Here is a 23,132-nt window from a genome sequence, read left to right on the forward strand (position 1 = left end):
CTACGAAATACATCGGATGTATAGCCCCGCGAGGCCGCTCTCGTCTAGGGCTCGTCCGGAAGTCGTCCGATGAATAAGAGGAGTTGATCATGAATCTCGCCGCCGCGTCAGTCCTGGTCGGCGCACTGCTGGCACCGGCAGCGCCGGTCGAGCCTGTAACCGTTTTCGTGGAGCTGACCTCGACCGCAGCGGTCGACACGGGCACTGTTTCACAGGCGCGTTCAGCACGGGACACCACGTCCGAGCACGCTTCCCGGGTCGTGTCCCGGTCCGGTGGCCGGGAAGTCGCCCGAACGACCAACGCCGTGCCCGGCGTGGTGCTCTCGACGGACAAGTCGCGTTTGTCCTCGTTGTCGCGCATGCCCGAGGTCCGCGCGGTGCACCGAATGGTCCCCAAGCGGCTGTCCAACGCGCACGCCGTTCGGCTCACCCGGACGTCCGACGTCTGGAAGTCGCTCGGCAAGTTCGGCGACGGCGTGCGGATCGGCGTGATCGACACCGGCATCGACTACCGGCACGCGGACTTCGGCGGCGGCACGTTCCCGACCGCCAAGGTCGTCGGCGGCTACGACTTCGCGGGCGACGCCTACACGGCCAAGCCGGGGTCGGTGCCGGAGCCGGACGCGGATCCCCTGGACTGCGAGGGTCACGGCACGCACGTCGCCGGCACCGCGGCCGGGTTCGGGGTGAACGCGGACGGCACGACCTACCGCGGTTCGTACGCTTCCGTCGATCTGGATTCGTTGAAGATCGGCCCTGGCACGGCGCCCAAGGCGTCGCTCTACGCGTTGAAGGTGTTCGGCTGTGAGGGTGGCACGAACCTGACCGCGCAGGCCCTCGACTGGGCGCTCGACCCCAACGGCGATGGCGACTTCTCCGACAGGCTCGACGTGGTGAACCTGTCGCTGGGCAGCGACTTCGGCGCTCCGGACGACCCCGACGCGTTGTTTGTGCGCAAGCTCGTCGAGCACGGCGTCGTCGTGGTCGCGGCGGCCGGCAACGGCGGCGACTTCTACGACGTGTCCGGCTCGCCGGGCAACTCAGCCGAGGCGATCTCCGTGGCGAACAGCCGCGACTCGTTCTCGATGCTGGACGGCCTGGAGGTGGCCGGGAAGCAGTACGCGGGCCAGTACAGCCAGAACTTCAAGGACTCGTTCGACCTTTCGAAACCGGTCGTGAAGCTCGCGTCCAACGTGGACGGTTGTCAGCCGATCTCCGAGCCGCTGGCCGGGAAGATCGTCTGGCTGGAGTGGGACGACAGCGACGCGACGCGCGCCTGCGGGTCCGGTGCCCGCACGGACAACGCCTGGAAGGCCGGGGCCGCCGGTGTCGTGCTGCCGACGACGTTGCCGGTGTTCGCGGCAGGAATCGCCGGAAACGCCCACATCCCCGCGTTCCAGCTGACCGCGGAGGCCGCTCAGGCCCTGCGCCCTGCCCTGGACGCCGGAACGCTGACCGTGCGCCTGACCTCGTCGCTGAAGGTGGCGGTCAAGTCCGTCTCGCCGTCGATCGAGGACACGATCACGCCGTCGTCCTCGCGGTCGCGGTCGTCGATCGCGGTGGCCGCACCGGGCGACACGATCTTCTCCGCCGCCTCCGGCACCGCCTCGGACGGCGTGTCGATGGGCGGCACGTCGATGGCGTCGCCGCACGTGGCGGGCATCGCGGCACTCGTCCGCCAGGTCCATCCCGAGTGGACGGTCGCGGAGGTCAAGGCCGCCCTGATGAACACAGCCTCCGGGGTGGTCAAGGACTCGAAGGGCGTGCGCGAGGCACCGATGCGCGTCGGCGCCGGCCGGGTCGACGGGCTCGCCGCGCTCCAGTCCGACGTCCTGGTGCTCGGCGACGCGGCGTTCGGCACGGTCGAGGCCGCCGGCCCGACGTCGATCAGCAAGTCGTTGAGGCTGGTCAACAAGGGTGCGCAGACCGTGTCGCTGACCGCACGCTACGAGCCGATCACGTCGGTTCCCGGGGTGACCTTCAAGGTGGTGACGCCCCAGGTCACGCTGCGGCCGGGCGCGACGGCGTCGGTGCCCGTGCAGGTGCGGATCTCCGACCCCGGCGCGCTGCGCAAGACGCCCGACCCCACGGTGTCGCTGGAGGAGGGCCGTCAGTTCCTGGCGGAGGCCTCCGGCCTGGTGATGTTCACCGGCGACCGCACGCTGCGCGTTCCCGTCTACGCGGCGCCGAAGCCGGTGTCGCGGCTGACGCTGGCCCGCGGCCGCGTCGCGGGTCGCGGCCTCGACCAGCCCGGCTACCAGTCGCGGATGACCGTGCTGAACCTCGGCGCCCGTTCCGACCGGCTCCCGTCGTGCGGCGAGGGTGTGCAGGACGACTGCGCCGTCAACCGCACCGCCCGCGGCGGCGACCTGCGGTACGTCGGCGCCACGGCGACCAACGACCTGCTGGCGTTCGGCGTCGCCACCTGGGACACCTGGGCGAACATCGGCAGCACCACCAAGCCCGAGGTGAGGTTCTCGGTGGGCGGCAAGGACTTCGTGACGACCGCCGAGAAGCAGACCAACCCGGACGGCGACATCACGGCCGACATCTGGCTCGCCCGCACGGTCGTGGCCGGCACGAAGGACGTGGTCGACGAGCAGCCGTTGAACGGCTTCGACGGCTCGACCGACACCAACCTGTTCGACAGCGACGTGGTGGTGCTGCCCGTTTCGCGAGCTTCGCTGCCGTCCGGCCCGGTCACCTACACGGTCGGGGTGCAGAGCCGCTACACCGCTCCGGCCGACACCGATGACCTGGTCGACGTGGCCCCGCAGGCGACGTTCGACTACAGCTTGATCGTTCCCGCACTGTCCACTGTGGTCCGTCCGGGTGATCGAGTTCCGGCCGGCTCGCTGGTGCTGTTCCACCACAACGCAAGCGGTAACCGCGCCTTCGTGCGGTGACACCCGGTTGGGCGTGCCTCCCGCACGGGTCTCTCGGCATACTCGATCGTTATGGATCTGGTCGTGGGACTCGACGCGGGCGGCACGTCAACCAGGGCCCTGGTGCTCGACCTGGACGGCACGCGGCTGGGCCAGGGCGTGGCGGGCGGCGCCAACCCCAACTCGCACCCGCCGAACGTCGCCGCCGCGCACATCGGCGAGGCGCTGGCGGAGGCGTTGGACGGCCTCGACTCCCGCAAGGTCCGCTCGGGCGTCCTCGGCATGGCGGGTGCCACGAAGCTCGCGGACCCGGCGATCTTCGACCTCTTCCACGACGCCTGGACGCACGCGGGCCTGCACTGCCCGATGCGGGTGGTCACCGACATCGAGGCGGCCTTCGCCACCGGCACGTCGTCCCCGGACGGCACCGCGCTGGTGGCGGGCACGGGATCCATCGCGGGCCGCATCGCCGGGCACCGGATGGTCGCCCAGTCCGGCGGCTACGGCTGGCTGATCGGCGACGACGGGTCGGCGTTCTGGCTGGGCCGCGAGGCCGTCCGCGCCACCCTGAAGCTCCTCGACCTGGACGCCCCGCTGGAGGGCCTCGCCACGGCCGTGCTGACGGCGGCGGGCGCCAAGAACCGCGGCCAGCTCATCAACGTCGTCAACGACCGGCCGCCGATCGCGCTGGCGAAGTTCGCGCCGCTGGTCAGTTCCGCCTACCACCACGGGGATCCCGAGGCCCTGAGCATCGTGGCGAACGCGGCCCGCCTCCTCGCCGACACGGCCACGGCCGTCCGCGACCCCTCCGACACCTCACCGATCGTGCTCGTCGGCAGCCTGATCAAGACGCCGGTCGGCACGCGGCTGAAGGAGGAGCTGCTCGCCCGGTGCAACGCTCAGGTGATCATGGCGACGGAGGGCGCGGCCGGGGCGGCGTGGCTCGCGGCGGTCGACGTGCTGGGCCCGGACGCGCCGCGGCCCAGCCGCTCATGACGCCAGCAGGCGGCCCGAGTGCGGGGTCCTCTCGTGGTACGCCCTCAAGAGCCCGGCGTGCACGTCGTCCACGTGCTCGGCCGCGTCGTCGTTCCACACCAGCGTGATCCGGCGGTGCAACGGGTTGCCGATGATCGGCTTGAGCAGCACGCCCGGCACGTCGTGACCGGGGAAGAAGCCCGCCACCGCACCGGTCGACCGCACCAGGTCGGCCGCCACGGAGGAGTCGACGCCGAAGTGCGCGCACCGGGGCGTGAACCCGACCGCCTCGCACGCCAGGTCGAGGTTGAGGCGCCCGCCGTGGTGCTCGTCCGGCACGACCCACTCCTCGCCGGCGAGCTCGGACAGCAGCACCTCGCTGCGCCCGGACAGCCGATGTCCCACCGCGACGCCGACCATCATGCGTTCCGTGACGACCCCGCGCAGACCGACCGCCTCGGGGTAGCGCAACGGGCTGCGCGGGAACTCCACCACCAGCGCCAGGTCCAGCTCGCCCGTGCGGACCAGTTCCAGCACGGTGTCGCCGCCGCGTTCGACGTGCGTGGTCTGCGGCAGGCCCGGCAGCACCTCGCGGACGACCCCGACCAGCAACGCCGTGGGCGACCCGACCACCCCGCCGAGCCTGATGCCCGAGTCGCCGCGCCGGGCGAGCTTGTGCGAGGTGACGAGCAGGTCGTCGAACCGTTCGACGAGGTCCTGGGCCCGCAGCACGACGTGGCGGCCCAGTTCGGTCAGCTCGACGCCGTCCGTGCGGCGCAGGAACAACGGCCCGCCGAGACCCGCCTCGATCCGGCGCACCTGGGCGGTCAGCCCGGCCTGCGCGATCTTCAGCTGGGAGGCGGCCCTGCTGATGCTCCCCGCACGCGCCACGGCCAGCACCACGTGCAGATGTCTCAGCTCCATTCGCACTGACGAAGCCTAAAGGAGTTGCTGACCAACAAAATCGGCCACGTGGGTGTCACCAGATGACGCACCGTGGTCGGCGCAGGCCGGATTGCTCTGTCAGGGCGATAACCCGCGAGTTATCGGCATCTCACACCTGCCGCCGCACGCGCGGGCTACCCCAGGCTGTTGACCACCAAACGACAGCAGGAGGTGTGTGCCAATGAGGAAAGCGTTGCGGCTGCGGCGGCTTTCCCGTCCGAACGACGACAGGTACCTCTTCGTGCCCTTGGACCACAGCGTTTCCGACGGTCCGGTGGTGCCGCGCGACCGGTGGCACGAACTGGTCCGTTCGGTCGTGCTGGGCGGCGCCGACGCCATCATCGTCCACAAAGGACGGGTACGGGCGATCGACCCGGCCGTGCTGGGCGACTGCGCGTTGATCGTCCACCTGAGCGCCGGCACCGCGCACATGGCAGACGTCAACGCGAAGGTGCTGGTCGGCGAGGTCGACGAGGCGTTGCGGCTCGGCGCGGACGCGGTGAGCGTGCACGTCAACATCGGCTCCGACACCGAAGCCGCCCAGCTCACCGACCTCGGCAGGGTCGCGGCGGCGTGCGACTCGTGGAACGTCCCGCTGGTCGTGATGGCCTACGCTCGCGGCCCTCGCGTGAGCGACCCTCGCGACCCCGCGCTGCTCGCGCACGTCGTCAACATCGCGGCGGACCTGGGCGCGGACATCGTCAAGACCACGCTCTCACACTCGGCCCGGGACATGGCCGACGTCGTCGCCAACTGCCCGATTCCCGTTGTCGTGGCCGGTGGTCCCGCTTCCACGACCAGCCTCGCGGGCCACGCCAGGGCCGCGATGGCGGCCGGCTGCGCGGGCCTCGCCGTGGGACGACGTGTCTTCACCTCCCCGGCCCCGATGCCGCTCGTCGCCGAACTGGCGGCGATCGTGCACGCGCCGGCCGACGCAGGCCTCATCCACGCACTGACAGCCTTGGAGAACCGGTGAAGTTCGCCTGGATCGACGTCCGGACCGTCCCGGAAGCACAGCGCACCGCCGTGATCGACGCGGCCGTGCACAGCCGCGTAGCCGGTGTCGTCGCGGACGATCCCGCGCTGCTCGACAGCCTCCCGCCCACGATCACCCGCGTGCTGGTCGGCTCCGCTGTCGACAGTCCACACCTGGTGATCGTCCCGGTGGACGACCAGGACGCGCTCGACCGCCTCCCGTCGCGCTCGGCGTTCGTGACGGTCAGCGACGACCGAACTTTGAAACTCGCCTGCGCCGCAGCCGAACGCCTGGACCACACGCTCGTCAAGTTCACCGACCCGACCAAGATCCCCCTCGAAATCGTGATCGCGGCCGCGCACGGCGCCCCCGGCAAGCTGATCACCGTCGTCACCGACCTCGTCGAGGCCGCGATCGTCCTGGAGTGCCTGGAACACGGCTCCGACGGCGTCCTGATGGCCCCCGCCGACGCGACCGACGTGTTCCGCCTCGCCCGCCTGCTGGAGGCGAAGTCCGAGCCTTTGACGTTGACCACGCTGACCGTGGAAGCGTTGACGCACAACGGTTTGGGCGACCGCGTCTGCGTGGACACCGCCTCGCACTTCACCGAGGACGAAGGCATCCTCGTCGGCTCGTTCTCGTCCGGCTTCGTCCTGTGCTGCAGCGAGACACATCCGCTGCCGTACATGCCGACCCGGCCGTTCCGCGTCAACGCGGGAGCGCTCCACTCGTACGTCCTCGGCCCGGCCAACCGCACGAACTACCTGTCCGAACTGCGCTCCGGCAGCAAGGTCCTAGCCGTCAACGCCGACGGCCGCACCCGCGAACTCACCGTGGGCCGCGCCAAACTGGAGTCCCGCCCCATGCTCACGATCACCGCCCGCTCCCCGGAAGGCGTCGTGGTCGACCTGATGGTCCAGGACGACTGGCACGTCCGCGTCCTCGGCCCCGGCGGCAAGGTCCTCAACGTCACCGAACTCCGCCCCGGCGACGAACTCCTGGGCCACATCGCCACCGAACAACGCCACGTGGGCCTGCCGATCGGCGAGTTCTGCAAGGAGTCCTGATCCACCAGGAAGATCATCCCGAATATGGAGCTGCTCCATGCGTCCTACCTTCAGGCACATTTGACCGGAAACAATGGCAGGAAACGACTTTCCGGCCCTAGCTTTCGACCATGCCCAAAAGATCCTCCAGCGTGGTGGGGCGTGAGTTCGGCGGCATGATGCGCGCCATCATCGCCAGGACCGGCTACACCCACCGCCAGCTAGCGGAACGACTCGGCTGGCAGGAAGCCAAGATCTCGGACATGACACTCGGCAAGGGTGGCGTGTCCGAGGCCGACGTCATTCTGCTGCTCGGCTACTGCCACGCCACCGTGGAAGAACGAGAACACCTCCTCGAACTCTTCCGCGAATGCGGCAGCGCCTGGCTCCAGATGCCGAAGGACGGTGTTCCGGACCAGGTGCGCACGCTCATCGAGCACGAGCAGATCGCCGACGAGGTCATCGACTGGTCATTGATCCTCGTGCCAGGTCTGTTGCAGACACCCGACTACGGCTACGTCGTCACCGCGCACGCTCCCTCGGTCGAAGCGGAGAACGTTGCCAAGGTCGCTGCGGCAAGGGCGGCACGAGCGGACATCCTCGAACCAGGCCGGAAGTTCACATTCTTCGTTCACGAGCAGGCGCTGTGGCTTCAGGTCGGCGGCCTGGAGGTGTGGCGGGAGCAGCTCGCTCATCTGCTCCGGATGTCCGTGCGCAAGTACATCAGCCTGCGGGTCGTCCCGCGCTCAGCAGGAATGCACGCCGGTACGGCCGGCGATTTCCGGATGATGAAGTTCCCGAAGTACCCGCCGATGGTCTACATCGAGAGCGTGAACTCCTGCCTCTTCTTCGACGACCCGGAAACCATCAAGATCCACGACAACGTCCTGACGGCCCTCGCAGCCATCGCGCTGACTGAGGAAGAATCGAGGGCGGTGATCGACGGCATCTTGGAGGGGCTCTGATGACCACTTGGCGCAAGAGCAGTTTCAGCGGCGGCGGCAACAACTGCGTCGAAATCGGCCACGGCGTGGGCATCCGCGACAGCAAGGCCCCAGCGACCCACCTCCCGGTCTCCGCAGAGGCCTGGCGCGCGTTCCTGCGTTCCCACCGCGAGACCCGGTAACCCTCGGTAACGTCCCCCTCACGCACGTGCAAGGGGGGCCCAAATGACCGATCCGAACCAACTCATCGAGGACTACGAGCAGCGCACCGCAGCCCTGCTCGACCAGGCAGAAGAGGCCAAGTCCCAGCTCGCGAACCTGACCGGCGCCGCCACCAGCTCGGACGGCGCCGTGACGGTGAGCGTCAGCGCAGGCGGAGCACTCCTCAGCCTGAGCTTCGGCACCAAGGCCGACGACATGCCCAAAGACCGCCTGGCCGCACTCGTCATGTCCACGGCCAAGCGAGCCCAGGCCCAAGCAGTGAGCCAGATCGCCACGATCATGGCCCCGCTCATCGGCGACAACAGCGAAGCCATGCAGTTCGTCCAATCCCAGATCCCGCACATAGACGTCCCGGACGAGCCCGCACCACCCACACCACCCCAGTTCGTGGTGAACGAGGAACAACAGGAAGCCGCCTCCCAACCACCTCCTCCTCGCCCGGCCCGCCGCCCCGCCGAGGACGACGACACGGACTTCGACCAGCGCAGCCTCTTCAAGAAGGAAGGTGGCTGGTGATGACGGGCTTCAACGTCGACCTCCAGGCCCTCGACGTCCACCGGCGGGAACTTCAGGCTCTCCTCAGCGGGCTCCCGGACGCCAAGGCGTCGGGCGCTGACAACCTCTGGAACTTCGAGGCGTGGGGTGTCGCGGGCCAGCCGTTCGCGGCGCTCATGGGCAACTGGACGGGGGACGCGAGCGAGTACGTCGACGCCGTCAAAGAAGCGGGTGACGTGCTGATCCAGCGCTTCGCCGACATGTGCAAGACCTATGCCGACCAGGAAGAGTCCGCCGCGGAGATGTTCCGGAAGCTGCGCGAGGGCCTGGACGGAGGTCAGCCGTGAGCGAGCCTGGTCCGCAGAACATCGGCGAGCTGAACCCACTCGACGCGACGAAGGAACCCGAGGGCGGCGGGACCGAGGTCTTCTCCAACTTCGACAGTCCCACTCAGGCCTGGGACGCGGCGGGCATCTTCAGCAGCTCCGCGAACCTGATCTACGACGGCATCAAGGGCGACTGGACCGCCGTGCTGGGTGACGCAGCCGGTTTCGGCATGGATCTGCTCGGCTTCGTGACGAACCCGCTCGGCAGCCTGCTGTCGGCCGGGATCGGCTGGTTGATCGAGCACATCGCGTTCATCAAGGAGGCGCTCGACCTGGTGGCGGGCGACCCGGACGCCGTCAACGCCATCGCCGAAACGTGGACCAACATCGCGAAGCGCATGCAGGAGACCGCGGACAAGTACACGAGCACGCTCGGTGCGCTGTCCGGTGCTCAGGGCCCGGCGATGGACGGCTACCGCAGGGCGGTGCAGGACTTCTCGAACGTCGTGGCCGGCGGCGCCAGTCATGCCACCTCCGCCGCACAGGCGATGACCGTCGCCGCGTCTGCCGTGGGCGTGGTCCGCGGCGCGATCCGCGACGCCATCGCGACCTTCGTGTCCAACGCGATCATCAAGTTCGCGGCGGCGACCGCACTGGCACCGGTGACGTTCGGCGCGTCGGAGGCGGCGTTCATCGCCGACACCGTCGCCCAGGGCGCGATCACCGCGGGCAAGAACGCGAAGAAGGTCAGCAAGGTCGTCAAACAGCTGGAAAAGGTGTCCGACGAGGCCAAGAACTCGCGGAACATGATCAAGGGCACGACCAAGAACCTCAAGAAGACGGTCACCGACTACAACCGCGACGCCGCCAAACACGCCAACAAGGCGCTGCACATGGCGAAGAAGGCGGAGGCGGGCAAACTGGACGCGGACGACGCCAAGAAGTTGCGGGAGCTGGGCGAGCAGGGCGAGAAGTTGATGGCCGACAAGAAGAAGGCCATCGACGACCTGGTGGAAACCCGCGGCGGCAACCTCCGTGACCGCCTGGGCACCGGTGACCCGAGGCTGGACGATGCCGCTGACGTGCTCGAACGGGAGCTGCGTCCCAGGGTCGCCGGCCACGAGCTGCCGTTCTCGGTGCCGAACTACCCGAAGGTGCTCGGCAACGCGGTGGTCCAGGAGTGGAGCGACCAGACGCACCGCGAGGCGGACGCCGAGGCCAAGCAGGACGACAAGAACGAGGCCTGGCGCGAGTACTGGGAGGGACAGCGCGCGAACGTCGACCAGTCCAGGTCGTTCCCGCGCATGGAGGGCGATCTGTGATCGAGGTGCTCGCCCGCAGAGCCGCCGGTCTGCTCCTGATCTTCCTCGCGGCGGCGGTGCCCGTGGTCTCCGCGGCCAGGCTGTCCGCCTGGGAGAACGCGCTCGCCGCGAGGAAGTCGGTCGCACCGCTCGGGATCGCCGACGTCGCGGTCATCGGCACGGCGTTGTGGGCGGTCGTCCTCGTGGGCCTGTGGTGGCACTGGCGGCGCGTGACGATGTGGCCGATCTGGTCTCGCTGGGCGTCGGTCACCGGCCTGTTCGCGGCGTTCCTCGAATGCGCACAGCTCGCGGGCGACCGGGGTGAGCCGGTCGCGCTCGGCCTGTGGCTGGGCCTGGCCGTCCTGTGCTGGGCGCTGGGCGAGGCCGTCCGGCTCGTGATGACGCACCCCGTCACCACGCGCCTGATCGCGTCGAAGCTCGAGATCCCCTTTCCCGTGCGTGATCTGAAGGCGAGGCTGTGCGTCCGCGAGGACCGGCTGGTGCTCGACAGCCTCGCCTCGCGGCGCAAACGTTCGCGGGACGTCGTCGCGGTGCCCTGGACGGCGCTGCGGTCGATCGAGCTCGTCGAGGTCGAGCAGGAGATGACCTGCCAGGTGATCATCTACGCCGGCGGGGACGTCGGCAGGCCGCGCACGTTCGACGTGCGGCCCGGACCCGCTCTGCACGTCGTCGGCACAGTGCGCGAGTTGCTGATCCCGGTGACGGCGGAGGTCGGCGCGACCGCGCTCGCGGCGGTGCGGGCACGTTCCGAGGGAATCGAGACGGGCGAGCGTCCGCTCTGGTCGTACCGGCCGTTGCGCAGGCACGAGCTGCGGCCCGCGAACTGGGAGTTCCGGACCGACAGCCGCCCCTACGTCCTGGGTGTGGTCGGGGCGTTCCTGCTCATGCCGCTCGTGATGCTCTGCGGGACCGTGCTGTCCCAGTTCACCGGATCAGCGCGGATGCAGAAGCAGTTCCAGGTGGTCGACGGCCACGCCGACTCGATCTGGGTCGTGACGCTCGGCATCGGCTCGGTCGTGTTCCTCTACCTGCTGAACCGCTTCGTGATCCAGGAGTTCATCGGCTTCATGAAGCACCAGGACTCCATCGAGGCGTACCCGGAGGCTCCGCCGCTGCCACCGAAGACCGGGACGGTGCCGGGCTCCGGCAAGAAGCGGAAGAAGCGCTGACCTAAGAGGCAGACTCCGGTACCCGCGGATGACGGAACCCGGGGTGGTCCGCCGGCAGCGCCCGCCGCAGCACCCACCCCGACACCAAAATGCACACGATCTGCAGCGGCCAGGACAACGCCACCCGCAAGGTCGCCAGCCAGAACACCTGCGCGTCCAGCCACAACGGCGTGAAGACGGCCACCCGCAGCACGTACTGCCCGACCCACGGCCACGACGCCACCGAGTAGGCCCGCAGCAGGTCCGGGTCACGCCGCCACCGCGTCTTCTGCCCCAGGATCGTCCCCACCACGAGCCCGAGGAACGGCCACCGCACCGCGATCGACCCCGCCCAGGCCAGCGCCGAGGCCACGTTGGACAGCAGCTGGATCAGGAAGAAGTCCTCGACCCGCCCGGTGTACAGAGCCACCAGAGCCGCCGCCACCACGAGCAGGACGGACAGCAGGACCGCTCGGGGTTTGTCGCCGCGCACGAACCGCACAACGGCGATCACCACGCCGCACAGGACGGCGGCGACGGCCCCTGCGCCGATCGAGTGACCCCAGATCAGCCACCCCGCCACGAACGCCAGGGGCGGCAGGGAGGCGTCGAGGGCGCCGCCCCGGCCTCCTAGCAGTGATGCGAGCGACTCCTGGCGCACGTCCGTCATGTCTCCAGGGTGCCTTAGGTGAACCTAAGTCAGGTAACGGACCCGTATCGGGGATTGACCGGCGTGAACGGCGTCACTACCGTTGCCCGAAATCGTCTGGAAAGTTAACAGACAGGAGCGGACCTAATGCGTGCCGGAAGCCCACGACTGCTGCGGGAGATCAACGACCGCGCAGCCATCGAGGCTCTGCTGCGCAACGGGCCGCTGACCAGGTCGGAGTTGGAAGGCCTGATCGGTCTTTCGAAGCCGGCGACCGCACAGCTGCTGACGAGGCTCGAAGACGCCGACACGGTGGTCCGCAACGGACTTCGTGGTGGTGGACGCGGGCCGCGCGCTCAGCTGTGGTCGGTCAACGGGGCGCTTGCGCACATCGCCGCTGTCGATCTCACCCCCGAGACGGTCGACATCGCCATCGCGGACATCTCCGGTGCCGTGCTCACCGAGCACAAGGCGCCGATGCCCGCGAAGCACGGCGTGCTGGAGGCGTTCGTGAGCGCGGTCGGCAAGGCTTGCGGGCAAGCGGGCCTGAGCGCCGACCAGCTGCTGCACGTCGTGGTGGGCTGTCCGGGAGCGGTGAACCCCGCGAACGGCGAGCTCGCCTACGCACCACATCTGCCCGGCTGGAGCAATTTCGACATGCCCGGCCAGTTGCGGGAGCAGCTCGCGACCTCGGTGAGCGTCGAGAACGACGTCAACCTGGTCGCGCTGGAAGAAATGGTCGCCGGTAGGGCCACCGAGGTGCGCGACTTCGTCGTCATCTGGCCCGCGGACCTCGTCGGTGCCGCCGTCGTCGTCAACGGAGCGCTGCTGCGCGGTGCCTCCGGTGGCGCGGGCGAGATCGACGGGCTGATGATCCCGGACCGCGCGGCGGCCGACACCGACACGGACCGCTCCGGCGGCACGTTCGGTGAACTGCTCAGCAACACGTCGATCTGCAAGCTCGCACGGGCCCACGGGCTCGCCGCGCGCAACGGCCACGGGGCCGTGCGCAAGGCGTTGGCCGCGGGTCCTGCGGGCCGTGAGTTCATGGCCGATCTCGCCAAGCGCATCGCCACGGGCGTGGCTAGCGTCGTCGCGGTGCTCGACCCGGAACTCATCCTCCTGTCCGGCGACATCGCGCAGGCAGGCGGAACCACGCTGAACGACCTCGTTGCCGCGGAACTGCGGCAACTGGTGGTGCCGCGAACGCCCGTTCAACTGGCTCTGGTCACCGGGAAACCAGTGCGCAGCGGCGCACTGCACTCGGCCCTGGCCGTGGCACGTGAACAGGTTTTCGGCCTCCCGGCCGCCACTACAGCTCCATTCCGCGGCCCTGTGGTCGCCGGGTCCCCACGTTGATCGAGAAGGAGTGCACATGCGCAAGCACACCCGTGCTGCCTTGCTCTGTGTCGCCGCAGCGCTGACCCTCACCGCATGTGCGGCGGGCAAGGGTGGTGGCGCCAACTCTGACGCCGCAGCTGCTCCTGGCAAGGACGACAAGCTCACCCTCACGGTCTGGAGCAACTACTCCGACCGCGAGTACGAAGAAGTCACGAAGGCCCTCAAGACGTTCAACAAGAAGTTCCCGAACATCGAGATCAAGCACGAGGGCTCGCAGGACGACGACAAGATCACCGCGGGTATCCGTTCGGGCAACACGCCGGACGTCGCGCTGTCGTTCACCACGGACAACATCGGCCAGTTCTGCTCCTCGGGCGCGTTCCAGCCGCTGAAGTCCTACATCGACCGCGACAAGGTCGACCTGAACCAGCTCACCCCGGCGGTTCAGCAGTACACCGAGTACAAGGGCAACCGCTGCGCGATGCCCATGCTCAGCGACGTGTACGCCATGTACTACAACAAGGACCTGCTCTCGACGGCCGGCATCACGAACCCGCCGAAAACGCTCGACGAGCTGTACGACGCGGCCGTGAAGGCGACCAAGAAGGCGCCGAACGGTGACATCGAGGTCGCGGGCTACCTGCCCACGATGGGCTTCTACGCCAACCGCCCGACCATCCTCGCGCCGACGTTCGGCGCGGAGTGGGAGAAGGACGGCAAGTCCGGTCTGGCCAGCTCCCCCGGCTTCACCGAGATGATGACGTTCCAGAAGAAGCTCGTGGACTTCTACGGCTACGACCAGCTGGAGCGCTTCCGCGCCGGTCTCGGCCAGGAGTACTCCGCCGACCACGCGTTCCACCAGGGCAAGATCGCGATCATGATCGACGGTGAGTACCGCACCGCGTTCCTCAAGGCGCAGGCACCGCAGATCAAGTTCGGCACCGCCCCGTTCCCGACCTGGAAGCCCGCCGACTACGGCACGGCCTTCACCACCGGCACGATCATGGGCATTCCCAAGGGCGCCAAGAACCCCGGCGCCGCGTGGGAGCTGATCAAGCACCTGACGTTCGACACCGACACGATCGTCGACCTGTCCAACGCCATCAAGAACGTCCCGAGCACCAAGGCCGCCATGGACAGCCCCAAGCTGGAAGTGGACGAGCAGTTCAAGACGTTCATCGACCTCGCCAAGAGCGACAAGCTCAAGGGCAACCCGGTCACCCCGATCGGTGACGCGCACATCAAGGCCGTCACGGACTTCTCGATCTCCTACCAGTCCGGCAAGGTCCCGGACCTGGCCGCCGGTCTGAAGGAAGTCGACAAGAACATCGACGACCAGATCGCCAAGAGCGGTAAGTAAGGGACTCGCCAGATGACCGCCACGCTCGGCGCCCGACCCGCCCCCGGCAGGGGGCGGGCTCGTGCCCGCCACCGTCTCGCCGTGCTCGGGTTCATGGCCCCGGCCATCATCGGCTTCGCCATCTTCTTCGTGTACCCGTTGATCGCCACGGTCGTCTTCAGCTTCACGAAGTACGACCTGATCAACGCGCCGGAGTTCAACGGCCTCGCGAACTACGAGTTCATGTTCAAGGATCCCCTGCTGATCAAGGCGATCTCGAACACGCTCTGGTTCGTCGTGGTGCTCACGATCGCGCGGACGGTGTTCGCGCTGGGCGTGGCATCGGTCATCGCTCGTCTGAAGTCGGGCGTCGGGTTGATCCGGACGCTCTGCTACCTGCCGTCCCTGGCGCCACCGGTGGCCGCGACCCTCGTGTTCTTCATGGTCATGCGCCCCAACGGCGGCCCGCTCGACAGCGTGCTCGGCTGGTTCGGCATCGACTCGCCGCTGTGGTTCGCGGACCCCGCGTGGTCCCGGCCCGGCATCACGGCGATCATGCTGTGGATCTCCGGCGACCTGATGATCATCATCCTCGCGGCGATCCTCGACGTGCCGCAGGAGCAGTACGAGGCGGCGGAACTCGACGGCGCCGGCCCGGTCCGGCGCTGGTGGCACGTCACGCTGCCGACCATCTCCCCGGTGCTGCTCTTCGGCATCGTGAACTCGGTGATCCTCGCCCTGCAGCTGTTCACGCAGGCTGTCGTCGCGGGTTCAGCGGCCTCGGGAGCGGCGGACGCCACGGGATCGACCAAATATCTCGGTTTCCCGGACAACTCGACGCTGACGTTCCCGGTTTACCTGTACACGCAAGGCTTCCGCTACTTCGACATGGGCTACGCGGCCGCCATGGCCACGGTCCTGTTCATCATCTCGTTCGCCGTGACCATCGTCCTGGTGCAGCGGATGCGGAAGAACTCCACCGCTGAGGAAGGGGGTCCGGGAGCATGACCGCCACGCTGACCAAACCACCGGTCGACGTCCCCGCGGAGCCGGAGCAGCCGCGCCGCAAGATGAGCACCGGCGCTCTGCTGAACTGGGTCGCGACCCACGCGCTCGGTCTCGCGCTCGGCCTGATGTTCGCCACCCCCGTGGTGTTCGTCTTCCTCACCGCGGTGATGTCGGACGACCAGGCGTTCACCGCGGACCTGTGGCCGCGCGAGTGGCACTGGGGCAACTTCGTCGAGGTCTTCGACAAGGCGCCGCTCTTCCAGTACCTGATCAACAGCCTCACGTACTCGCTGCTGGCGACTCTGGGCATGCTGATCTCGTCGATCCCCGCGGCCTACGCGCTGGCGAAGCTGAAGTGGCGTGGTAGGAACATCGCGTTCATCCTCGTCATCGGCGCCATGATGCTGCCCCCGCAGGTCGTCGCCGTGCCGCTGTACGACACCTGGTCGTCGCTGGGCCTCACCGGCTCGCTGGTGCCGTTGATCGCGCCGTACTTCCTGTTCGACGCGTTCAGCATCTTCCTGCTGCGCCAGTTCATGCTGACCATCCCGCAGTCCTACGTGGACGCCGCGAGGGTGGACGGCTGCTCGGAGTTCCAGGCGCTGGTGCGGATCATCGTGCCGATGGCGAAGCCGGGCATCGCGGCCACCGCGCTGTTCTGCTTCCTCTTCACCTGGAACGACTACTTCGGGCCGTTGCTCTACACGGGCGAGGTGAAGGACCAGTGGACGTTGTCGCTGGCACTGGCGACGTTCAAGGGCATGCACATCGTCCAGTGGAACTCCTCGATGGCCGTCACGTTCCTGACGATGATCCCGGCCGTCGTCCTCTTCGTCTTCGCCCAGAAGTCGTTCGTCAAGGGAATCACGTTCACGGGGGTCAAGGGATGAAACTCACCGTCGTCGGTGGCGGGTCCACCTACACACCGGAGCTGATCGACGGCATCGCCGGCCGTCGCACCAGCCTGGCGGTGGACGAGATCGTCCTCGTCGACCCGGACCAGCACCGCCTCGGCATCGTCGGCCCGTTCAGCCAGCGCCTGCTGGAGCACGCGGGTCACCCGGCGAAGGTGCGCACCACCTCGTCGCTCGAAGAAGGCATCGAGGGTGCGTCGGCTGTCCTCCTCCAACTGCGGGTGGGCGGGCAGAAGGCGCGTGCCTCGGACGAGACGTTCCCGCTCACCTGCGGGTGCGTCGGCCAGGAGACCACCGGCGCGGGAGGCCTCGCCAAGGCCCTGCGGACCGTGCCGGTGGTCCTGGACATCGCGGACAAGGTGCGCCGGCTGGCCGGGCCCGACACGTGGATCGTGAACTTCACGAACCCGGTCGGCATCGTGACGCGCGCTCTCCTGCAGGAGGGGCACAAGGCGATCGGCCTGTGCAACGTGGCGATCACGTTCCAACGTTGGACTTCCGCTCTGCTCGGCGTCGATCCGTCGTCGGTGGAGCTGGAGCACGTGGGTCTCAACCACCTCACGTGGGAACGCGGCGTGTACGTGGACGGCGTCGACCGGCTGCCTGAGCTGCTCGAGAAGCACGTCGACGGGCTGGCCGAGCACATCGGCATCGACGGCGGGCTGATGCGGCGCCTGAACATGGTGCCGTCGTACTACCTGAACTACTTCTACAACCACGACGCCGTCGTGAAGAAGCAGCTGAACGAGCCGCCGCGGGCGGAGGTCGTTGCTGCCGTTGAGAAGGAACTGCTCGACATCTACGGCGACCCGTCGGTCGTGACGAAGCCGGAGCAGCTGTCGCAGCGCGGCGGCGCGTACTACTCCGAGGCGGCCGTGCAGCTCGTGCACGCGCTGACCGGTGGCGAGGGCGCGGAGAAGCACGTGGTCAACGTGCAGAACAACGGCTCGCTGCCCTTCCTGCCCGACGACGCCGTGATCGAGGTTTCATCCACTGTGGACGCTGATGGCGGCAAGCCGCTGCCCGTGCGTCCGGTGGAACCGTCCATCTCCGGCATGATCTCGCACGTCACCGCGTACGAGTACCTGGCTCTGGAAGCAGCGAAGCACGGCGGCCGGGACCGGGTGGCCGACGCGCTGCTCGCTCACCCGCTGATCGGCCAGCACGCCATCGCGGACCAGCTGGCCGACGAGCTGATCGCGCAGAACCGCGATCTGCTGCCGTGGGTGAAGGGAAACTGACAACGATGACCGACCGGGTGCTCGCCATCGACGGCGGGAACAGCAAGACCGCGGTGCTCTTGGTCGACGCGGACGGCAAGGTGCTCGCGCAGGTGCGCGGGCCCGGCGCCCCGCCGCAGACCGTGGGCATGAAGCGCGGACTCGACGTGTTCGAGGGACTGGCACGTGAGGCCGCAGCTCAGGCGGGACTGTCCCCCGACGAGCCGATCGCCGCGCACACGTCCGCCTACCTCGCCGGGGCCGACCTGCCCCGCGAGGAGGAGGACCTGACGCGGGCGATCACCGAGCGAGGTTGGTCGAAGACCACGTTCGTCGGCAACGACACGTTCGCGCTCCTGCGGGCAGGGACCGCCGCCGCTGGGGGTGTGGCGGTCGTCTGCGGTGCGGGCATCAACGCCGTGGGTGTCGCACGCGACGGACGTACCCACCGCTTCCCCGCCCTGGGCGCGATCTCGGGTGACTGGGGTGGCGGTGGCCAGCTCGGCAACGACGCGCTGTGGCACGCCGTGCGGGCCGAGGACGGCCGCGGCAAGCCCACGCTGCTGCTGGACGCACTGCTCGCGCACTACGGCGAGAAGTCGATCTTCAACGTCGTGGAGAAGATCCACTTCGAGGAGATCGAGCTCGACCCGCACGCCTTGTGCCCCTTGGTGTTCCAGGTGGCGGCGCAGGGTGACGAGGTCGCGCTGGCGCAGGTCGACCGTCTCATCGAGGAGATCGTCCTGCTGTCCACGGTCTCGATGCGCAAGCTCGACCTGATGAACGAGCCCGTCGACGTCGTGCTCGGCGGTGGCGTGCTGACGCACACCGGCGAGACGGTCGTGGGACCCGTCCGCCAGCAGATCCTGGAAGCCGCACCGCTCGCCCAGGTCCGCCTGGTCGACGTCCCGCCCGTCGTGGGTGCGGCGCTCCTCGGCCTCGACCACATCGGGGCCTCGCCGAGCGCGGAGCTGAGGCTGCGCTCGGCCTACAACGACCACGTTCCGGCGCCTGAGCTGGACGTGGCGGCGAGCGGCTAGCCGCTCGCGGAACCCGTCTCAGGGGGTAGATCGGCGGCGGCGCCCCCTGAGACGGTCCCGAACACCTTTCCGGGTGGACTGGACCGGCGGCGGCGTCCGCCCGGAAAGGCCCTACGACCCCGCAGCGACCTCACGCGCCGAGGCCGCTGCGGGGTTTTCCACTTGCGACGGAACGGGCGCGCCGGTGCGCGGGGTCACCACGGGGTTGGAATGCGGAGGCGGATTGACCGCTCCTCCGGGTGGGCCGCTCAGCGCGACAGCGGCCAGCGCGGCGGCTGTGAGAAGCGCTACACCGAGGGAAACGAACGGAAGGGGCAAACCAGAACGCACCCGGCAGAAACTAGCGACACCAAAGGACGAATCCCCCGGAATCGCCTCTAGTTTCCCTCGATCGAGTGGTAAAAGAATCGTCACCCAGTGCAACAAAACCTACGATGCCGTAACCGACGGTGGCGTAACCACGGGTTCGTTGTGCATGCTAACTAGTCGCCTTCGGACGGGAGCCCGCAGGCGGTGGTCGGATAGGCACGTCGCACGGAGATAGGGGGATGTTGTGCTGCTGCGATGGAACAGTCTCGTGTCCCTGGGGGACAGCTTCACCGAGGGCATGGACGACCCGGGGCCCGGTGACACCTACGTCGGCTGGGCGGACCGGCTGGCCGGCATGATCGCCAGGCAGGCGCCGGAGTTCCGGTACGCCAACCTCGCCGTCAGGGGCAAGATGCTGCAGGAGATCATCGACGACCAGGTGTCGCTCGCGATCTCGCTCAAGCCGGACCTGGTGACGTTCTGCGGTGGTGGCAACGACATCATGCTGCCCAACAGCGACCCGGACGCGCTGGCCGAGGTCTACGAGGTGGCCGTGGCCGACCTCCGCGCCACCGGCGCCGACGTCGTGATCTTCACCGGCTTCGACACCCGGTCGACCCCGTTGCTGCGCAGCATCCGCGGCAAGGTCGCCATCTACAACACGCACCTGTGGTCGATCGCCGAGCGCTACCACTGCCGGATGGTCGACCTGTGGGCCATGCACCCGCTGCACGACCGTCGCGCGTGGAGCGCGGACCGGCTGCACCTCTCGCCGGAAGGGCACCAGCGGGTCGCGTTGAAGGCCGCCGAGGTGCTCGGGCTGATCGACGACCACTCGTGGAACGAGCCGTGGCCCGCGCTCGAACAGGCCGACTGGGTCACCCAGCGCAAGGCCGACCTGAAGTGGGCGCGGGAGCACGTGGTGCCGTGGATCGGCCGCACGCTGCGGGGCGAGTCGATGGGCGACGGCCTGGCGCCCAAGCGCCCGGAACTGCTGCCGGTCGCGCGCTGCACCGAGGAGAACTTCCAGTAGAGGGCGGAAAGCCCGACCGGCACTCTCCCCCGAATGCCGGTCGGGCCCTCCAGAAGCAGGCCGCCTTACCCCCTCGGTAATCCCCCACTCGGCAACCTGCTCGTCCAACATCCCATGCTTTGGGACCAGACGACTAAACGCTGACTAAACCTCGGACGAGAGAGTGTCCAAAGCGGCCCTCACCTCGACCGCGCGCGCCGAGTTGACCTGCGCGTAGAGGCGCAGCGCCTCCGTCAATTCCGCTTGTGCAGCAACCCGTTCCGCCCGCTGGAGCAGCACCCCGCCGAGCACGTGCCGCCCGAACCCCTCCAGGTACGTCACCCCGGCGACGGCGGCCTGGTCGACGACCTGGCGGGCCAGCGTCTCGGCCCGGTCGAGCGCCCCGGCCTCGAGGTGCAGCTCGGCCAGGTTGGCGAGGCCGCGGATCAACGCCACGTTGTCGCCGGAGCGCCGGTACACCTCGACCGCGTGGGCCTGGTGCCGCAGCGCCACCTCGACGTGCCCGCGGGCCTGCTCGACCTGCGCGACGTTGTTCAGCCCGTGCGCCTCGCCGACGACGTCGCCGGACTGCTGCGCGAGCTGCACGGACTCCCAGAAGTGCAGCAGCGCCTCGTCGTGCAGCTGCAGCCGGAACAGCACGTCGGCGAGCTGGGCGAGGGTCAGCACGAGGTACTGGCGTTCGCCGAGCTCGACCGCGATCCGGTGCGCACGACGGGCGTCCGGCAGCAGCACGGGCCGTCCCAGCCGGGCGTTCGTCGTGTAGGTCGTGTCCAGCATCAGGACCTGGCCGAGGCGGCTCCCCGTCACCTCGGCCGCGGCCAGACCGAACCCGACCAGCGCCACCCACTCCCCCGTGAGCGCGCGCACCGTCGCGTAGTGGTGCAACAGCCGTACGAGCTGCCACACCTGGTCGTGCAGGCCGCGTTCGGCGGACGCGTGCACGACCGCGACGATGTTGGGCCACTCCTGGTCGAACCAGTCGACCGGGTCCTCGAACGCGGGCAGCGCGGTGGAACCGTTGTCCCGCAACACGAAGTCCAGCCCGTCCCGCGCCGGCCGGAGGAAGCGGCGGACGTGGTCGCAGGCGACGAGGTAGTAGTTCACCAGACGCCGCAACGAGTCCAGGTCCGGCCGGCCGGCGCCGCGCACGTACAGGCGCACCAGCTCGTGCATCGTGAAGCCGTCCGGCCACGGTTCGACCAGCAGGTTCACCCCGACGAGCTGCGCGAGCCGGGATCGGGCCGCCTCGACCTGCGTGCGGGTCAGCGCGGCGACGGCGTGCGAGGACATCCAGCGGCCGGGCGCCATGCCGACGGACTGGAAGACCTCGCCGAGCTCGTCCGGCAGGTCGCGGGTCGACAGGTCGAGCGCCCGCGACACCCCGACGCCGGCCTCCGGCAGGTCGAGGCCGCGCAACCGCTGCCCGTCGTCGGCCAGCTCGCCCAGCAGTTCGTCGACCGTCCACTCGGGACTGATCACGAGCTTGGCCGCGGCCACCCGCAACGCGAGCGGCAGTCCTCCGCAGAGCTCGGCGAGCTTCTTGGACGCGACCGGGTCCTCCTCGGACAACGGCCTGCCCAGCACGTCGTCGACCAGCGCGCGGGCCGGTTCGTCCTCCAGCGGCCCGAGCTTGCGCACGCGGGCGCTGTTGGTGACGACGAGGCGTTCCAGCTGCGAGCGCGACGTCACGACCACCACCGAGCCAGAGCCCGGCGGCAGCAGCGGCTGGACCTGCTCGAACGCCGTCGCGTCGTCCAGCACGACGAGCACGCGGCGGCGGTTGAGCAGCGAGCGGTAGAGCCCGACGCGGTCCTCGACGCCGACCGGCACGCCGTCCGCCGGCACGCCCAGCGCGACCAGGAACCGGGTCAGCACCTCGCCCGGTTCGGTGTCGCCGAGCGCCGCGAACAGCACGCCGTGCGGGAACATCTCGGAGTTCTCGTGCCCCCACGTGATCGCGAGGGCGCTCTTGCCGACGCCGGGCGGGCCGGTCAGCACGGTCACCGTCGTCGCCAGCAGGTTCCTGGCCGTCACGACGTTGTCGAGCCACATCAGGTCGTCGTCGCGGCCGAACAGCCTCGACGCGGACGCCGGCAGCAGCGCGGGCGCCACGATCCCCGCCCTCGGCGCGACGGGTCGCGACTCGACCGGTCCGATCACGCTCAACGACGGGTCGTCGCGCAGCACCTGCTCGTGCAACGCCCGCAGCTGCGGACCGGGGTCGATGCCCACCTCGTCCACGGCCCGGCGCTGGAACCGCTGGTAGGCCTCCAGGGCGTCCGCGCGCTGGCCCGACCTGTAGAGCGCCCGCATGCTGTGCGCGACCAGGCGTTCGCGGTACGGGTACTCGGTGCAGAGGCCGCGCAGCTCGCCCACCAGCTCCAGGTGGCGGCCGAGTTCGAGCTCGGCGTCGATGCGCTCCTCCAGCGCCGACAGCCGCAGCTCCTCGAGATCCGAGGTCATCGGGTCTCCCGGTACGTCAGCGAGCACCGGTCCGCGCCACAGACCCAACGCCTCGCGCAGCAAGCCCGCCCTGATGGCGGCGGGCTTGCCGCGGGAGGACGCCACGAGCTGCCGGGCGCGGTGCAGGTCGAGACGCCAGGGATCGACGGTCAGCTGGTAGCCCGTCGGCGTGGTGCGGATCGTCGCGGAGCCCGCGGGATCGGACTCCTCCAGCACCTTGCGCAGCCGCGAGACGTAGCCGTGCACGATCGTCCGCGCGGTGGCAGGAGGCGTGTCCGTCCACAGCGCGTCGACGATCTGGTCGATCGAGACGGGTCGGTTCGCCTCCACGACCAGCATGGCGAGCAGTCCGCGCATGCCGCGGCGGCCGAGCTGCACGAGCCGTCCGTCCGCGAGCACCTGGAGTGGACCGAGCACGCCGAACTCGAGTCCGGTTTTGCTCCGCATGCCCCTCCTCAGGTGCGCTGACCTCGTCACTTCAGAAGGTGCGCAAGCCCGTGTCTCAGATACAAGTTCGGCCCGAGTTCGCGGG

The 23,132-nt window shown here is 69.0% G+C and carries 20 protein-coding genes; 17 read left to right on the top strand and 3 right to left on the bottom strand.

Annotated features, from left to right (window positions below):
- Positions 1-89 precede the first annotated feature (89 nt).
- Both ACQEU1_RS24455 and ACQEU1_RS24460 read left to right on the top strand, forming a co-directional pair.
- Positions 90-2,906: a S8 family serine peptidase gene (locus ACQEU1_RS24455; protein ID WP_433205990.1), complete on the top strand. Its 2,817-nt coding sequence runs from the start codon at positions 90-92 to the stop codon at positions 2,904-2,906.
- Positions 2,907-2,957: 51 nt separating this feature from the next.
- Complete coding sequence (locus ACQEU1_RS24460) at positions 2,958-3,881, top strand: N-acetylglucosamine kinase (RefSeq protein WP_433205993.1); 924 nt, start codon at positions 2,958-2,960, stop codon at positions 3,879-3,881.
- Here ACQEU1_RS24460 and ACQEU1_RS24465 read toward each other — a convergent pair.
- Entirely contained in the window at positions 3,876-4,784 is a 909-nt protein-coding gene (locus tag ACQEU1_RS24465; RefSeq protein ID WP_433211718.1) for a LysR family transcriptional regulator, read from the bottom strand. The two genes, ACQEU1_RS24460 and ACQEU1_RS24465, sit on opposite strands and share 6 nt — an antisense overlap.
- Positions 4,785-4,986: 202 nt before the next feature.
- Between ACQEU1_RS24465 and ACQEU1_RS24470 the strand changes: the two genes are divergently transcribed.
- The 8 genes from ACQEU1_RS24470 to ACQEU1_RS24505 all read left to right on the top strand — a co-directional run bounded on the left by ACQEU1_RS24470 (position 4,987) and on the right by ACQEU1_RS24505 (position 11,305).
- Positions 4,987-5,781 carry a 2-amino-3,7-dideoxy-D-threo-hept-6-ulosonate synthase gene (locus ACQEU1_RS24470; RefSeq protein WP_433205996.1) on the top strand — a complete coding sequence of 265 codons (795 nt, stop codon included), beginning with the start codon at positions 4,987-4,989 and terminating at the stop codon, positions 5,779-5,781.
- On the top strand, positions 5,778-6,848 hold the full coding sequence (locus ACQEU1_RS24475; protein WP_433205999.1) for a 3-dehydroquinate synthase II family protein: 1,071 nt from the start codon (positions 5,778-5,780) through the stop codon (positions 6,846-6,848). Before ACQEU1_RS24470 ends, ACQEU1_RS24475 begins: the two co-directional genes overlap by 4 nt.
- A gap of 110 nt (positions 6,849-6,958) precedes the next feature.
- On the top strand, positions 6,959-7,792 hold the full coding sequence (locus ACQEU1_RS24480; protein ID WP_433206002.1) for a helix-turn-helix domain-containing protein: 834 nt from the start codon (positions 6,959-6,961) through the stop codon (positions 7,790-7,792).
- On the top strand, positions 7,792-7,953 hold the full coding sequence (locus ACQEU1_RS24485; RefSeq protein ID WP_433206006.1) for a DUF397 domain-containing protein: 162 nt from the start codon (positions 7,792-7,794) through the stop codon (positions 7,951-7,953). Before ACQEU1_RS24480 ends, ACQEU1_RS24485 begins: the two co-directional genes overlap by 1 nt.
- Before the next feature lie 43 nt (positions 7,954-7,996).
- Positions 7,997-8,509, top strand: a complete 513-nt coding sequence (locus ACQEU1_RS24490; protein ID WP_433206009.1) for a YbaB/EbfC family nucleoid-associated protein — start codon at positions 7,997-7,999, stop codon at positions 8,507-8,509.
- Positions 8,509-8,835, top strand: coding sequence for a hypothetical protein (locus ACQEU1_RS24495; RefSeq protein ID WP_433206012.1), 327 nt, complete (start codon positions 8,509-8,511; stop codon positions 8,833-8,835). Before ACQEU1_RS24490 ends, ACQEU1_RS24495 begins: the two co-directional genes overlap by 1 nt.
- Positions 8,832-10,136: a hypothetical protein gene (locus ACQEU1_RS24500; protein WP_433206015.1), complete on the top strand. Its 1,305-nt coding sequence runs from the start codon at positions 8,832-8,834 to the stop codon at positions 10,134-10,136. The genes ACQEU1_RS24495 and ACQEU1_RS24500 overlap by 4 nt, the downstream gene beginning before the upstream one ends.
- Entirely contained in the window at positions 10,133-11,305 is a 1,173-nt protein-coding gene (locus tag ACQEU1_RS24505) for a hypothetical protein (RefSeq protein WP_433206018.1), read from the top strand. Before ACQEU1_RS24500 ends, ACQEU1_RS24505 begins: the two co-directional genes overlap by 4 nt.
- Position 11,306: 1 nt before the next feature.
- Here ACQEU1_RS24505 and ACQEU1_RS24510 read toward each other — a convergent pair whose 3' ends face one another.
- Entirely contained in the window at positions 11,307-11,954 is a 648-nt protein-coding gene (locus ACQEU1_RS24510) for a DUF3159 domain-containing protein (protein WP_433206021.1), read from the bottom strand.
- 126 nt (positions 11,955-12,080) lie between these two features.
- On the opposite strand from ACQEU1_RS24510, the gene ACQEU1_RS24515 reads away from it, so the two are divergent.
- The 7 genes from ACQEU1_RS24515 (at position 12,081) to ACQEU1_RS24545 (ending at position 20,137) form a co-directional block, all read left to right on the top strand.
- Complete coding sequence (locus tag ACQEU1_RS24515) at positions 12,081-13,292, top strand: ROK family protein (RefSeq protein ID WP_433206024.1); 1,212 nt, start codon at positions 12,081-12,083, stop codon at positions 13,290-13,292.
- Between the two features lie 16 nt (positions 13,293-13,308).
- Complete coding sequence (locus ACQEU1_RS24520; RefSeq protein ID WP_433206027.1) at positions 13,309-14,634, top strand: ABC transporter substrate-binding protein; 1,326 nt, start codon at positions 13,309-13,311, stop codon at positions 14,632-14,634.
- Between the two features lie 12 nt (positions 14,635-14,646).
- Entirely contained in the window at positions 14,647-15,621 is a 975-nt protein-coding gene (locus ACQEU1_RS24525; RefSeq protein ID WP_433206030.1) for a carbohydrate ABC transporter permease, read from the top strand.
- Entirely contained in the window at positions 15,618-16,511 is an 894-nt protein-coding gene (locus tag ACQEU1_RS24530; protein ID WP_433206033.1) for a carbohydrate ABC transporter permease, read from the top strand. Before ACQEU1_RS24525 ends, ACQEU1_RS24530 begins: the two co-directional genes overlap by 4 nt.
- A complete protein-coding gene (locus ACQEU1_RS24535) occupies positions 16,508-17,776 on the top strand; it encodes a 6-phospho-beta-glucosidase (protein ID WP_433206036.1) in 1,269 nt (422 codons plus the stop codon). Before ACQEU1_RS24530 ends, ACQEU1_RS24535 begins: the two co-directional genes overlap by 4 nt.
- A 5-nt stretch (positions 17,777-17,781) precedes the next feature.
- Positions 17,782-18,795: an N-acetylglucosamine kinase gene (locus ACQEU1_RS24540; RefSeq protein ID WP_433206039.1), complete on the top strand. Its 1,014-nt coding sequence runs from the start codon at positions 17,782-17,784 to the stop codon at positions 18,793-18,795.
- A 577-nt stretch (positions 18,796-19,372) separates the two neighbouring features.
- Positions 19,373-20,137: an SGNH/GDSL hydrolase family protein gene (locus ACQEU1_RS24545; protein WP_433206042.1), complete on the top strand. Its 765-nt coding sequence runs from the start codon at positions 19,373-19,375 to the stop codon at positions 20,135-20,137.
- Between the two features lie 144 nt (positions 20,138-20,281).
- On the opposite strand, the gene ACQEU1_RS24550 is transcribed toward ACQEU1_RS24545, so the two are convergent.
- Positions 20,282-23,047: a BTAD domain-containing putative transcriptional regulator gene (locus tag ACQEU1_RS24550; RefSeq protein ID WP_433206045.1), complete on the bottom strand. Its 2,766-nt coding sequence runs from the start codon at positions 23,045-23,047 to the stop codon at positions 20,282-20,284.
- Positions 23,048-23,132 lie beyond the last annotated feature (85 nt).

The sequence above is a fragment of the Lentzea sp. CA-135723 genome (genome assembly GCF_050936595.1).
In the GTDB taxonomy this organism is placed as follows: Bacteria; Actinomycetota; Actinomycetes; order Mycobacteriales; family Pseudonocardiaceae; genus Lentzea.

Excerpts from the sequence above, each read along its gene's own strand:
- ACQEU1_RS24455 (WP_433205990.1), top strand. The coding sequence starts at position 90 with ATGAATCTCGCCGCCGCGTCAGTCCTGGTCGGCGCACTGCTGGCACCG.
- ACQEU1_RS24460 (WP_433205993.1), top strand. The coding sequence starts at position 2,958 with ATGGATCTGGTCGTGGGACTCGACGCGGGCGGCACGTCAACCAGGGCC.
- ACQEU1_RS24465 (WP_433211718.1), bottom strand. The coding sequence starts at position 4,784 with ATGGAGCTGAGACATCTGCACGTGGTGCTGGCCGTGGCGCGTGCGGGG.
- ACQEU1_RS24470 (WP_433205996.1), top strand. The coding sequence starts at position 4,987 with ATGAGGAAAGCGTTGCGGCTGCGGCGGCTTTCCCGTCCGAACGACGAC.
- ACQEU1_RS24480 (WP_433206002.1), top strand. The coding sequence starts at position 6,959 with ATGCCCAAAAGATCCTCCAGCGTGGTGGGGCGTGAGTTCGGCGGCATG.
- ACQEU1_RS24485 (WP_433206006.1), top strand. The coding sequence starts at position 7,792 with ATGACCACTTGGCGCAAGAGCAGTTTCAGCGGCGGCGGCAACAACTGC.
- ACQEU1_RS24490 (WP_433206009.1), top strand. The coding sequence starts at position 7,997 with ATGACCGATCCGAACCAACTCATCGAGGACTACGAGCAGCGCACCGCA.
- ACQEU1_RS24495 (WP_433206012.1), top strand. The coding sequence starts at position 8,509 with ATGACGGGCTTCAACGTCGACCTCCAGGCCCTCGACGTCCACCGGCGG.
- ACQEU1_RS24510 (WP_433206021.1), bottom strand. The coding sequence starts at position 11,954 with ATGACGGACGTGCGCCAGGAGTCGCTCGCATCACTGCTAGGAGGCCGG.
- ACQEU1_RS24515 (WP_433206024.1), top strand. The coding sequence starts at position 12,081 with ATGCGTGCCGGAAGCCCACGACTGCTGCGGGAGATCAACGACCGCGCA.
- ACQEU1_RS24520 (WP_433206027.1), top strand. The coding sequence starts at position 13,309 with ATGCGCAAGCACACCCGTGCTGCCTTGCTCTGTGTCGCCGCAGCGCTG.
- ACQEU1_RS24525 (WP_433206030.1), top strand. The coding sequence starts at position 14,647 with ATGACCGCCACGCTCGGCGCCCGACCCGCCCCCGGCAGGGGGCGGGCT.
- ACQEU1_RS24530 (WP_433206033.1), top strand. The coding sequence starts at position 15,618 with ATGACCGCCACGCTGACCAAACCACCGGTCGACGTCCCCGCGGAGCCG.
- ACQEU1_RS24535 (WP_433206036.1), top strand. The coding sequence starts at position 16,508 with ATGAAACTCACCGTCGTCGGTGGCGGGTCCACCTACACACCGGAGCTG.
- ACQEU1_RS24540 (WP_433206039.1), top strand. The coding sequence starts at position 17,782 with ATGACCGACCGGGTGCTCGCCATCGACGGCGGGAACAGCAAGACCGCG.
- ACQEU1_RS24550 (WP_433206045.1), bottom strand. The coding sequence starts at position 23,047 with ATGCGGAGCAAAACCGGACTCGAGTTCGGCGTGCTCGGTCCACTCCAG.